This window comes from Streptomyces africanus, assembly GCF_002150735.1.
Taxonomy (GTDB): domain Bacteria; phylum Actinomycetota; class Actinomycetes; order Streptomycetales; family Streptomycetaceae; genus Streptomyces; species Streptomyces africanus.
The window spans coordinates 1-12,083 of the sequence record NZ_MUKA01000421.1 but is presented as its reverse complement, the minus strand read 5'-3'; the positions used below and the strand labels follow the sequence as shown (position 1 = coordinate 12,083).

General features: G+C 71.6%; 13 protein-coding genes. 3 read left to right on the top strand and 10 right to left on the bottom strand.

Features of this window, described 5'->3' with window-relative positions:
- Positions 1-625, bottom strand: a 625-nt coding sequence (locus CCL05_RS38350) for a TerD family protein (protein WP_143590014.1), incomplete at its 3' end; no start/stop codon positions are given.
- A gap of 239 nt (positions 626-864) precedes the next feature.
- A complete protein-coding gene (locus CCL05_RS38345; RefSeq protein WP_086565238.1) occupies positions 865-1,473 on the bottom strand; it encodes a M48 metallopeptidase family protein in 609 nt (202 codons plus the stop codon).
- Positions 1,474-1,725: 252 nt separating this feature from the next.
- Here CCL05_RS38345 and CCL05_RS38340 point away from each other — a divergent pair, with 252 nt between their 5' ends.
- Positions 1,726-2,940 (top strand): TOMM precursor leader peptide-binding protein, encoded by a 1,215-nt coding sequence (locus CCL05_RS38340; protein WP_086565237.1) that lies wholly within the window; start codon positions 1,726-1,728, stop codon positions 2,938-2,940.
- Entirely contained in the window at positions 2,933-4,303 is a 1,371-nt protein-coding gene (locus tag CCL05_RS38335; protein WP_086565236.1) for an ABC1 kinase family protein, read from the top strand. Before CCL05_RS38340 ends, CCL05_RS38335 begins: the two co-directional genes overlap by 8 nt.
- Positions 4,304-4,340: 37 nt before the next feature.
- Here CCL05_RS38335 and CCL05_RS44290 read toward each other — a convergent pair whose 3' ends face one another.
- From CCL05_RS44290 to CCL05_RS38315, 5 genes are all read right to left on the bottom strand, one after another.
- The gene (locus CCL05_RS44290) at positions 4,341-4,559 is read right to left on the bottom strand and encodes a hypothetical protein (protein ID WP_107400570.1); all 219 of its coding nucleotides are present in this window, start codon (positions 4,557-4,559) and stop codon (positions 4,341-4,343) included.
- 138 nt (positions 4,560-4,697) lie between these two features.
- Complete coding sequence (locus tag CCL05_RS38330) at positions 4,698-5,021, bottom strand: hypothetical protein (protein ID WP_086565235.1); 324 nt, start codon at positions 5,019-5,021, stop codon at positions 4,698-4,700.
- Entirely contained in the window at positions 5,018-5,386 is a 369-nt protein-coding gene (locus CCL05_RS38325; RefSeq protein WP_010047663.1) for a WhiB family transcriptional regulator, read from the bottom strand. The genes CCL05_RS38330 and CCL05_RS38325 overlap by 4 nt, the downstream gene beginning before the upstream one ends.
- A 174-nt stretch (positions 5,387-5,560) precedes the next feature.
- Positions 5,561-5,887, bottom strand: a complete 327-nt coding sequence (locus CCL05_RS38320; RefSeq protein WP_167409700.1) for a hypothetical protein — start codon at positions 5,885-5,887, stop codon at positions 5,561-5,563.
- A gap of 164 nt (positions 5,888-6,051) precedes the next feature.
- Positions 6,052-8,304, bottom strand: a complete 2,253-nt coding sequence (locus CCL05_RS38315) for an ATP-dependent DNA helicase UvrD2 (protein ID WP_279629960.1) — start codon at positions 8,302-8,304, stop codon at positions 6,052-6,054.
- Positions 8,305-8,432: 128 nt separating this feature from the next.
- Here CCL05_RS38315 and CCL05_RS38310 point away from each other — a divergent pair, with 128 nt between their 5' ends.
- The gene (locus tag CCL05_RS38310) at positions 8,433-8,675 is read left to right on the top strand and encodes a mycoredoxin (RefSeq protein WP_004983675.1); all 243 of its coding nucleotides are present in this window, start codon (positions 8,433-8,435) and stop codon (positions 8,673-8,675) included.
- A 172-nt stretch (positions 8,676-8,847) separates the two neighbouring features.
- Here CCL05_RS38310 and nudC read toward each other — a convergent pair whose 3' ends face one another.
- From nudC to CCL05_RS38295, 3 genes are all read right to left on the bottom strand, one after another.
- On the bottom strand, positions 8,848-9,792 hold the full coding sequence (gene nudC / locus CCL05_RS38305) for an NAD(+) diphosphatase (RefSeq protein WP_167409698.1): 945 nt from the start codon (positions 9,790-9,792) through the stop codon (positions 8,848-8,850).
- Positions 9,793-9,941: 149 nt separating this feature from the next.
- A complete protein-coding gene (locus CCL05_RS38300; protein ID WP_086565239.1) occupies positions 9,942-11,345 on the bottom strand; it encodes a dipeptidase in 1,404 nt (467 codons plus the stop codon).
- Positions 11,346-11,355: 10 nt separating this feature from the next.
- Positions 11,356-12,083, bottom strand: a 728-nt coding sequence (locus CCL05_RS38295) for a PD-(D/E)XK nuclease family protein (protein ID WP_143590013.1), incomplete at its 5' end; no start/stop codon positions are given.

Sequence of the window (12,083 nt, the reverse complement as noted above, 5' to 3'; positions counted from 1 at the left end):
GAGTGCCCGGGACGCCGAACGCGGGCGGTGCGAAGCCCGGGGCGGCGCCGGCCTGCGCCTGCTGCGCGGAGGTCGCGGGCGACGCGGGCGTCTCTTCCTCCGCCACCTCGCCGCCGAAGTTCTTCAGCAGCGCGTCGAGACCACCATCGAAGCCCTGCCCGACGGCGGCGAACCGCCAGACGTCCTTCAGGTAGAAGTCGCCGAGCATCACGGCCCGTTCGGTGGAGAACTCCGACCCGCTGAAGGGATAGCGGGCCACCTCCTCACCGCCCGCGACGATGCGGATGTACCCGGGGGCGACCTGCGACATCTGCCCGGCGCCGTCGATCGTCGCCGTGAAGGACAGCTTCTGGATCTGCGGCGGGATCCGGTCGAGCGTCACCCGGAAGGACTCCGTGTCGCCCGCCTGGGCGCCCAGGAGCTGAATGGACTCCTCGGGGGACTTCGGCTGGTTGTAGAAGACGAAGTACCGGTCGTCCGAGAGCCGTTCGTCGGCGTCGAGGCCGAAGCAGCTGATGTCGAAGCTCAGTCCGGGGCCGGAGATCTGCACGCCTACGTACAGATCCGTGCCCGCGGTGAGGTCACTGATCCTGGCCTTGTGGCCGCGTTGGAATTCCCTGGCCATGCGTAACGACCGTCCCCCATCCAGAACGTGATTGCGTCGCGCCAGGCTAACGGCAAACTCGGACACCGGACGCAGTCGGTACAGACCCGGTACAGAACCCGTGCCCGGCCGTATCGGCTGCTCTCTCGCGGAAAGCGGTCACTTACCCCGGGGCTCGCCCTGGGTGCTCATCGCAGGTGCACAGCCGGGCGCTCGGCTCCCGGGACACTCAGCCCGCGGACGATCAGCACACGGGACACTCAGTCCGCAGAGCGCTCGCCCCGCGCACCGGGCACATGGGGCAACCGCTCGGCCGCGACCACGCCTTCGAGGTAGCCCCGGGCCCGCTCCGTGCGCGGATAGGCCTCCAGCAACTCCCAGAAGCCGGGGCCGTGTCCGGGGACGAGCAGATGGGCGAGTTCGTGAACGAGGACGTAGTCGACGACGTACTCGGGCATGCCCTGGAGACGGTGGGACAGGCGGATGCTGCCCTCAGACGGCGTGCAGGATCCCCAGCGCGTGTTCTGGTTGGTCACCCACCGCACCGAAGCGGGCCGGGCCCGGCCGTCGAAGTACTGGTCCGAAAGGCGCCGGGCCCGCTCGGCCAGCTCGGCGTCGCCGAGGGCCCGCTTGCTCTCCTGGGCGGCCAGCTTGTCGAGCATGACGTTCACCCAGCGCTGCTCCTCCGCCTCGGACATCCGGGCGGGGATGAGCACCACGGTGCGATCGCCCTCGCGGTACGCGGAGACCGTTCTGCGTCGGCGGGCGCTCCTGCGGACCTCGATCGCGCTCGCCCCCGAGCCGCTCGGCGGCTGGCTCGTCGTGCTGCGCTGTGGCTTTCCGGCGCGGTGCAGTGGGTCGGCGGGCACGCCCCGACGTTACCCGCTGTACCCGGGGAAGTCCCGGCCCTGGGAGGGTTCGATGCCGATGCCCCCGTCGGCCACCGGATTTGTACGACGAATTCCCGCGCCTGTGGACAACTTTCTGCAGCCGGCGACGGGTTTGGGCATGCTGGCTGTTGTCGGCGAAGCGACGGACAGGCCCGGCTGGGGACCAGACCGGCCTGTGACGGGTTAGCGCGCGACGTACGGGGACGATCTATGACATACGGGGAATCTGTCATGCATCCGATGGTGAAACCCGCGCTCAGGCGCGGCTGGCGCGACCTCAACACCGTGCAGTTCGGGATGACACCGGCGCATGCGATGACACTCGGTCCGATGGACCTGGCGACGGGCAGCTTCCTCGACCTGCTGAACGGCACACGCGGGCTGGAGCTGCTGCGCCAGGAGGGGCGCCGGATGGACCTGCCCGAGGGCCATGTCGACGGGCTGGTGCGGCGGCTCGCCGGGGCCGGTCTCCTCGACGACGCGCGGGGCGGCGGGCCGGCCGCCGACGCCCTGCGGCAGAAGAAGGAGGTCCTCGACCGGCTGCGTCCCGACCTGGCCTCCCTGTCGCTGACCACCTCGGCACCGGGTGACGCGATGCGGCAGCTGGCCGCCCGGCGCTCGCAGCGCGTGCAGGTGCGGGGCGCGGGCCGGGTGGGTGCCGTGCTGGCGTCGCTGCTGTCGGGGGCCGGTGTGGGTGAGGTCGACGTGCGCGACGGCGGCCGTGTGGAACCGTGGGATGTCGCTCCGGGCGGGCTGCCCGCGGAGGCCGTCGGCGACCGCAGGGACGAGTCGGCCCGCCGGGCCGTGCGCCGGGCGGCCCCGGACCGGCCGCCGCGCCGCGCGGCAGCCCGGACCTCCCCGGAGGCAGGCGACCCGGGGTTCTCGCTGGTGATCGTCGCCCCGCGCGACGATGTCGCCGTGCACGCGCCGGACCCGTCGGCCGCCGAACCCCTGATGTCCGCCGGGACACCCCATCTGTACGCCGGGGTCGTGGAGGGGACCGGGATGATCGGCCCGCTCGTCCTGCCCGGGGAGACGGGCTGCGCGGGGTGCCTGCACGAGAACCGCACGGACCGGGATCCGACCTGGCCCCGCCTGGTCGCCCAGTGGCGCTCCGGCAGGCAGCGACAGGTGCGGCCCTGCGACCTGACGCTGGCCACTACGGTGGCCGGACTGGCCGCCGCCCATGCGCTCGCCTTCCTGGACGGCCGGGTTCCGTCGAGCGCCGGGGCGCGCTGGGAGGTCTCCGTGCCCGGTCTGCACTGGCATGCGCGGCCGGTCTGGGCGCATCCGGCATGCCCGTGCGGGGCGGCGGAGAGAGGAAAGAGGGAGCACCCCTCGGAGGATGGGGAGTCACACGAGACAATGGCGGTGCAACGGCCGTCGGCGCACTGCCGTAAGGCAGCGGCGAAGCGGCCGGCTGGGACTTGGAGGGCGCATGTCTGATCTTCCCCGGAAGGCGGTCACCCGGACCGCCAAGCTCGCCGCGCTCCCGCTCGGCATCGCCGGGCGGGCGACCTGGGGATTCGGCAAGCGAATCGTCGGCGAGTCCGCGGAGCTCGTCGGCCGCGAACTCCAACAGCGCACGGCTGACCAGCTGTTCAAGGTGCTGGGCGAGCTCAAGGGCGGCGCGATGAAGTTCGGCCAGGCCCTGTCCGTCTTCGAGTCCGCGCTGCCCGAGGAGGTGGCCGGCCCCTACCGGGCCGCGCTGACCAAGCTCCAGGAGGCGGCGCCGCCGATGCCGACGCGCACCGTGCACGCGGTGCTCGAGGAGCGGCTGGGCGAGGGCTGGCACGAGCTGTTCCTGGAGTTCGAGGACAAGCCCGCCGCGGCGGCCTCGATCGGCCAGGTGCACCGCGGGGTGTGGCATGACGGCCGCGAGGTGGCGGTCAAGGTGCAGTACCCGGGCGCCGGCGAGGCCCTGCTGTCCGATCTGAACCAGCTGAGCCGCTTCTCCCGCCTGCTCGGCCCGCTGATCCCCGGCATGGACATCAAGCCGCTGATCACGGAGCTGAAGGACCGCGTCTCGGAGGAGCTGGACTACGGCCTGGAGGCCCAGGCCCAGCAGACCCACGCCGAGGAGTTCACGGACGACCCGGACGTGATCGTGCCGCAGGTGGTGCATCAGTCCGACCAGGTCCTGATCACGGAGTGGATCGACGGTATCCCCCTGTCGGAGATCATCTCGGACGGCACCCAGGAGCAGCGCGACCGGGCCGGCCAGCTTCTGGCCCGTTTCCTGTTCTCCGGCCCTGCCCGCACCGGCCTGCTGCACGCCGATCCGCACCCGGGCAACTTCCGGCTGCTGCCCGGCGGCCCGGACGGTGAGGACGACTGGCGCCTGGGCGTCCTGGACTTCGGCACGGTCGACCGTCTCCCCGGCGGTCTGCCGGCCACCATCGGCGAGTCCCTGCGGATGACCCTCGACGGGGAGGCCGAGGCGGTCTACGAGCTCCTGTGCGCGGAGGGGTTCGTGAAGGAGACCATAGAGCTGGATCCCGACGCGGTCTTGGACTACCTGCTGCCGATCATCGAACCGGCCGAGGTCGAGGAGTTCACGTTCACGCGCGGCTGGATGCGCAGCCAGGCGGCCCGCATCGCGGACCCGCGCTCCCCCGCCTACCAGCTGGGCAAGCAGCTCAACCTTCCGCCGTCGTATCTGCTGATCCACCGGGTGACGCTGAGCACGATCGGCGTTCTGTGCCAGCTGGGGGCGACGGTGCGGCTGCGCGAGGAGTTGGAGGAGTGGCTGCCGGGGTTCCTCCCGGAGGACCCTGCGGACGGTGAGGCGTCGGTGGTGGAGGCATGAGCCTCAGCGGGCACCAAGGCCGACCGGTGCCCGCGCCTCACCACCAGTCCGAGTCCAGGCGTCCCTCGATCGACCTGAGGTTCTCCCGGGAGCAGGTCTCACAGAAGTAGCGGCGGACGCCGTTCTCGACGGAGTGGGTCCAGGTGAGGGGTGGGCCGTCGGCCAGGGTTCCGGCCGACGTGCCGCAGCGGTCGCACACGAGCGGCAGGGGCTCCGCTGCGGAGCTGTCGTCACCGCCTCCGGGAGGGCTCGTCACCCGGCGACGATATGGCCGTGCCCGACGGTCCGCGGCGCACAACGCACCGCGGGGGCCGGTCCGTTCGGCACGGACCGGCCCCCGCGGGGAGAGCTCGGCCTCCCGGGCTCGGGAGGCCACCGCTTCAGGTGAGGTCGGTTACTGCATGACCGCCATGGCGAGCGCCCGGCGGGCACGCCGTGAGGCGCGCTCCGCCCTGCGCTGCATCCGGCGGGCGGTCGCCAGGCGCACGGCCGGGCGTTCCCGCTCCGCCTCTTGCAGTCGCTCGTGCATATGCGCACGAGCCATGGCTTCTGGGATGAGTTGCATCTCTCGGGTCCTGTTCTGACGCGAGTCCTTCGCGCCGGTGGTGGTGAAGTCTTGGGTCGCGGAGCCTGCGGGCTCATCAATGGACGGCTTCATCGGGGCCTGCTTCTGGGGGTCGTGCGTGAGGGGGCGGTCGATCGTTCCTGCGGTGTTCATGCTGTGACCGGGTTCTTGCGCGGGCGGCCACGCGGCCGCTTCCGGGCGACGACGACACCCTGCACGAACAGCTCGCCACCCCAGACGCCCCAGGGCTCACGCCGCTCCTTGGCGCCGGCGAGGCAGGCCTCGACCAACGGGCAGGTGCGGCACAGGGACTTGGCGTACTCGACGTCCGCGGGCGACTCGGCGAAGAAGACCTCCGGGTCGTAGGAACGGCACGGGACGGGCACGCCGAGGTTCTCGATGGCGTCGTCGAGCGCGGTGAGCGCGGTGAGCGGGGTCAAGGCGGAGTCCTCCGTGGAGCCGGGCTTGGGGATCGTTTCGGAAGGCGGTACGGACGGGGCGTGCGCTTCGAGTTGCACGGTTCGTCTTCCTCGTCTGGTCGTTCCGGCCTGTTGGCCGAGGGGTGGCTGGTACCGGGTTCTTTTCTTGTCCCGAGGCTCCTTCGGTCCGTCGTCCCTGTTCAGGGACAAACAGAAGGGCCGCGGATCCCGGATGGGGTTCCGCGGCCCTGAAGGCGCCGGCCTGATCTGCGATCAGGCTGGATCACTCCAGGGTTCTGGCCCACGGAAGGCCCACATCTGGTGGTGCTGCGTCGTCTGCTTCCGGAATCCGGCACCGGTCGCCGTAAAGGCATAGGCCTGCGCCTGTGCCACTACTGCCGCTTCCAGTGCCTTGGTCGGTCGCTCATTGCGCTCACGGACGGGAAGGCCCGCGGGAGCAACGGAGGAGGACGCCGGACGCGCGGCACGAATGCCGGACAGACCGGTGCCCAGGTTCGAAACGCCGAGCATGCACGCGGAGACGGCCGAGCGATCGGTCACTTTCACGATGCTGACGGAGCTGGTGTTGATGCTGATCACTGGACTCGCCTCCTCTCGGCGTCTCGGTGGACTGGATGAACCAGTCCTGCGGATATGCAAGTACAACACGGAATCAGGGCCTCCGAGAAGGCCGCTGCTCTCGTGCCTAAGAACCTATGGGGATTGCTGGGGCATGCGCAAACTATTTTTTCGACGAGTTCGTGTCAGTCCTGATCCGTGTCTCCTCCGGCGTACTGGCCTGCACAGATGGCCAGTACGTCGGCTCCGTAGCGATTGAGCTTGCGCATCCCCACGCCCGGGATGCGCGCCAGCTCGTGCTCGTCGTCGGGCGCGGTCTCGGCGATGGCCATCAGGGTCCTGTCGGTGAACACGCAGAAGGCGGGCTGGCCACTGCGTCGCGCCTGGTCGGCGCGCCACTCGCGCAACTGCTCGTAGAGACCTTCGTTCATGTCGGAGGGGCAGTCGTCGCAGCGCATCAGTTTCATCTCGCCCGCGTCGGTCAGCGTGCGGCCGCAGACTCGGCAGCGGGCGGGCGTTCGCTGCACTCGTCTCGGGGCGGAACCCCTGCTTCCGGGGGTGCCGCGCTCGATGCCGCCCGCGCCGCCGGCGGCGGTACGGGCCGTGGTGGCCGCCGAACCAGGGCGCAGCCCCTCGAGGAAGCGGCTGGGGCGGCGGTTGGGGCGGCCTCCGGGGGAACGGGAGAGGGCCCAGGAGACGTGGAGGCGTTCCCGCGCGCGGGTGACGCCGACGTACAGGAGGCGGCGTTCTTCCTCGATCTGTTCGTCGGTCTTGGCGTAGGTGATCGGCATCATGCCCTCGGCGACGCCGACCAGGAAGACGACGTCCCACTCCAGGCCCTTGGCCGAGTGCAGGGAGGCGAGGGTGACGCCCTGCACGGTGGGGGCGTGCTGGGCGTTCGCCCGTTCGTCGAGTTCGGCGACGAGGTCCGCCAGGGTGGCGCCGGGTTTGGCGGCGGCGAAGTCGTGGGCGAGGTTCACCAGGGCGGCCAGGGACTCCCAGCGTTCTCTCACGGCGCCGGAACCGGCCGGTGGCTGCGGCGTCCAGCCCTCCCCCGAGAGCACGGCGCGGACCTGGGAGGGCAGGTCGACGGCGTCGTCCAGGAGGGAGTCGTTGCCGCCGAAGCGGGCCGCGCCGCGCAGGGCGACGCTGGCCTTGCGCACCTCCGGACGGTCGAAGAACCGCTCGGCGCCGCGCAGCTGGTACGGCACTCCGGCGTCGGCGAGGGCCTGCTCATAGGTCTCGGACTGCGCGTTCGTCCGGAAGAGGATGGCGATCTCGGCGGCCGGGACCCCCGCGTCGATGAGCTCGCGGATGCGCCGGGCCGCGCCCTCCGCCTCGGCGGGCTCGTCCGTGTACTCGGCGTAGACCGGCTCGGGCCCCGGGGCGCGCTGGGAGACGAGCTCCAGGCGGTGGTCGGCGGCGCGGCCCTTCGCCTGGGCGAGCAGGCCGTTGGCGAGGTGGACGACCTGCGGGGTGGAGCGGTAGTCGCGGACCAGCTTGACGACCGTGGCGCCGGGGTGGCGGGTGCGGAAGTCGAGCAGATGGTCCGGGGTCGCTCCCGTGAAGGAGTAGATCGTCTGGCTGGCGTCGCCGACGACGCACAGGCTGTCCCGGTCGCCCAGCCACAGTTCCAGCAGGCGTTGCTGGAGGGGGCTGACGTCCTGGTACTCGTCGACCACGAAGTGCTGGTACTGGGCGCGGACCTGCTCGGCGATGTCGTGCCGGTCCTGGAGGACGGCCACGGTCAGCAGCAGCACGTCCTCGAAGTCGATGACGGAGCGCTCGCGCTTGACGTCCTCGTAGGCGGCGTAGAGCTGGGCGATCTCGGCGGGGTCGCGGGGGGTCTCGCGGCCGGCCTTGGCGGCGGCGGGCGCGTAGTCGGCGGGGACGGTCTGGGTGACCTTGGACCACTCGATCTCGGCGGTGACGTCCCGCAGCTCGCCCCGGTCGAGGCGGATGCGGCAGGCGGCGGCAGCGTCGGCGACGAGCTGGATCTTGCGGTCGACGAGCCGGGGCATGGAGCCGCCGATCGCTTTCGGCCAGAAGTACTGGAGCTGGCGCAGCGCCGCCGAGTGGAACGTGCGCGCCTGGACTCCGGCGGCGCCGAGCTGGCGCAGCCGGCCCCGCATCTCCCCGGCGGCGCGGTTGGTGAACGTGACGGCGAGCACGCTGGAGGGGTGCAGGATGCCGGCGCGCACTCCGTAGGCGATGCGGTGGGTGATCGCCCGGGTCTTGCCCGTGCCGGCGCCCGCCAGGACGCACACCGGACCGTGCAGGGCCGTGGCCACCTCGCGCTGCTCGGGGTCGAGCCCTTCGAGGACCGCGTCGGGGGTGTCCGGTACCTGCGGGAACAGGGTGGAGTGCGTTGCTGCTGTCACACAGCCATGCTGCCAGGTCGCGGGAAACGGCTGTGCCGGTTGTCCACAGGCGGGCACTGATAGTCGTACTAATGCGGCAGGCGTCACGTCCGGCAGGGCGCGGGCCGCGGGAATGGCGGCCCTGTCATGGACGTTCCACCACTGCGAACCACCTGTCCCCGAGCCACCGAAGGAGCACGAGAGACATGCCGGGCACTGTGACGATGTACAGCACCACCTGGTGCGGCTACTGCCGTCGGCTGAAGAGCCAGATGGACCGCGAGGGCATCGCGTACACCGAGATCAACATCGAGCAGGACCCGGAGTCCGCCGCGTTCGTGGAGAAGGCGAATGGCGGAAACCAGACGGTGCCCACCGTTCTGTTCCCGGACGGCTCCACCCTCACCAACCCGTCGCTGGCTCAGGTGAAGCAGAAGATCGGCGCGTAGTCGCCCTGCGGTTGTGCCGGGAAGGCGGTTCCTGAGGCGTCTCAGGGGCCGCCTTCTCTGACGTTGCCGGGCACGTGCGCGTGCTCGCGGGCGAGTTCGATCATCTCCGGCGAGCGGTCCCCGCCTGTGACGGCTGCCGCCCGTGCCGCGAGCTTGCGGGCGGGCGGCCTCGTCAGGCGACGCTTCTCGTCGGCAGCGGCTTGCCGTACCAGAGCTCGATCAGCCGGGCCGCGATCGAGATGCCGTACGGCGGGAGGACCTCGCCTGACTCGAAGGCTGCGCGCAGTTCGTCGCGCGAGAACCAGCGGGCCTCGTGGATCTCGTCCCCGTCGACGTCGATCTCGGTCGAGGTGGCGCGGGCCAGGAAGCCCAGCATGAGGCTGGACGGGAAGGGCCAGGGCTGGCTGGCGACGTACTCGACCTGGCCGACGGTGATGCCGACCTCCTCGTGGACCTCGCGGCGCACCGACTGCTCGATGGCCTCGCCGGGCTCGACGAAACCGGCGAGCGTCGAGAAGCGGCCTTCGGGCCAGTGCACCTGGCGGCCGAGCAGGATGCGGTCCTCCTCGTCGGTCACGGCCATGATCACGGCCGGGTCCGTTCGCGGGTAGTGCTCCGCGCCGCAGGCCTGGCAGCGGCGGATGTGACCGGCCGCGGCGATGACGGTGCGCTCGCCGCAGCGGGAGCAGAAACGGTGGGTGCGCTGCCAGTTCTCCAGGCCGACCGCGTGCACCATCAGGCCCACGTCCCGGGCCGACAGGAGCAGGCCCGCCTCGCGCAGCCCCGCAGGCCGCGCGGACTGGTCCATACGCCCGGGCAGGGAGTCCTTCTGGAGGGCGAAGTAGCTGACGCCGTCCTCGTCGATTCCGAGGAAGTAGCGGTGGGCTTCGGTGAGGGGGGCCTCGAAGGAGGGCGTCATGACGAGTTCGGTGCGCCCGTCCGCCGTCTCGTCGATGAGGACCTGGCCGCCGGAGACCACGAAACAGCGCGTGGAGGGGTGGCTCCACGCCGCCGCGAGCCAGGCCTCGTCGAGCCGGTGGTGTGCGGCCCGGTCGATGCCGCTCGGTGCGGTGAGCGAGATGGGTCGGTCGGCGTTCTGGTCGGTCCAGGTGGTCACGGGTGCTTCCAACTCCCCGGTGGGACTGTCGGGTTCGGCGGGCTGATCAGCGGGACGTACGGCGGGAGGCGACCGGGTCCGGCCGGTGGGGCGGGGCAGCCCTTCCAGTGTGCCCCGCGCGCCCTGCCGGTCCGGACGGCGCGGGACGCTCAGGGCGCATGGCGCCAGTGCTCGGCGAGATCGCCCCACAGATACGCGGTGGTCTCGACGCCCTTGAGGAGCAGGTCGAGTTCCACTTTCTCGTTCGGGGCGTGCCAGCCGTCGGACGGGACGGAGATGCCGAGGAAGAGCACAGGAGCGCCGAGCACGTCCTGGAGGTCCGCCGCCGGTCCGGAGCCGCCCTCGCGCGTGAAGCGGACCGGCTGCTCGAAGGCCCGGCCCATGGCGCGGGCGACCGACTTCAGGGCCGGGTGGTCCAGCGGCGTCAGGCACGGGCGCGTGGCCCCGCTGAACGTGATCTCGCAGCGGATCCCCGCGGGCACCTGCTGCTCGGCCCAGGCGCGGACGGCCTTCTCCACCTGGCCGGGGTCCTGGCCCGCCACCAGCCGGAAGGACAGCTTCACCAGGGCGGAGGACGGCACGACGGTCTTGCTGCCGGGGCCCTGGTAGCCGCCTCCGATGCCGTTGACCTCCGCGGTCGGGCGGGCCCAGACGCGCTCCAGGGTCGTGTACCCGGCCTCGCCCTGGGTGGCGTACGACTTGGCCGCGCGCAGCCACTGGCGCTCGTCGAAGGGCAGCTCGGCGAAGAGTTCCCGCTCGCGGTCGGTGAGTTCGATCACGCCGTCGTAGAAGCCGGGGATCGCCACGCGCGCGTGCTCGTCGTGCAGGGCGGCGACGAGGCGGGCGGCGGCGGTCGCCGGGTTGGGCACCGCGCCGCCGAAGGAGCCGGAGTGGATGTCCTGGTCGGGGCCGTGCAGCCGTATCTCGCACTCGGCGAGGCCGCGCATGCCGGTGCACACCGTGGGGGTGTCCTCGGACCACATGCCCGTGTCGGAGACGATCACCGCGTCGGCGGCGAGCCGCTCGGCGTGCTGCTCGACCAGGGCCCGGAAGTGCGGCGAGCCGGACTCCTCCTCGCCCTCGATCAGCAGCTTCAGGTGCACCGCCGGGGTGGTGCGGCCGGTGGCGGCGAGGTGGGCGCGGACGCCGAGAGTGTGGAAGAACACCTGGCCCTTGTCGTCGGCCGCCCCGCGCGCGTAGAGGCGGTTGTCGCGGACGACCGGCTCGAAGGGCTCGCTGTCCCAGCCGTCCTCCCGGGCGGCGGGCTGCACGTCGTGGTGGCCGTAGACCAGCACCGTGGGCGCCTGTGGGTCGTCACTGGGCCACTCGGCGAAGACGGCGGGCGCGCCCGGGGTCTGCCAGACCTCGGCCGTCGGGAAGCCGGTCTCCTTCAGCTTGGCGGCGAGCCAGTCGGCGCTGCGTCGTACGTCGGGCGCGTGGTCCGGCTGTGCCGACACCGACGGGATGCGCAGCCACTCGGCGAGGTCGTCGAGGAAGGCCGCGCGGTGCTGCGCGATGTACGTACGGACGGCACTGTCCGGGGTCTGGCTCATGGTCACGAGCCTATCGGCCCGCACTGACGTCCTCGGAGTGCGGTTCCTCACCGGACGGCTCCCCGAGCAGCAGCCGCTCCAGCGCGGCCCGGTCCGGCAGGTCGTCCGGCCGTACGACCTCGCCGCTGCGCACGTACAGGAACGCGGCGGTGACCGACTCCAGCGGCACGCCCTGCTGCTCTGCCCAGGCGAGGCGGTAGACGGCCAGCTGGAGCGGGTCGGCGGTGCGGGTGCGGTTCGTCTTCCAGTCGATGATCTCGTACGTCGTCTCCTGACCGTCGCCCTCCTTGTAGACGGCGTCGATGCGGCCCCGTACGACGCGGCCGGCGATCTCGAGCTGGAAGGGGGCTTCCACACGGTAGGGCGTGCGGTGGGCGTACCCGGTGCGTTCGAAGGCGTCCTTGAGGGCTTCCAGGTCCTGTTCGTCGGCGATCTCGGCGTCGCTGCCGGGCAGTTCCCCGGGCTCCAGGAACGGCAGCGTCAGTGCTTCGAAGCGGGCCTCCACCCAGGCGTGGAAGCGGGTGCCGCGGCGTGCGGCAGGCTGCGGCGGGCGGGGCATGGGGCGGGCCAGTTCCTGCGCGAAGCCGTCCGGGTCGGCGGCCAGGCGCAGCACCTGGGACGCGGTGAGCGATGCGGGCAGGGGGACCTCGGTGACGCTGTCGCGGGCGCGCAGGAGCTCTCCGGTGAGGGCGTCGAGGTCGCGGTCCCAGGAGGCGACGGTACGGGCTTCCTCGGGGG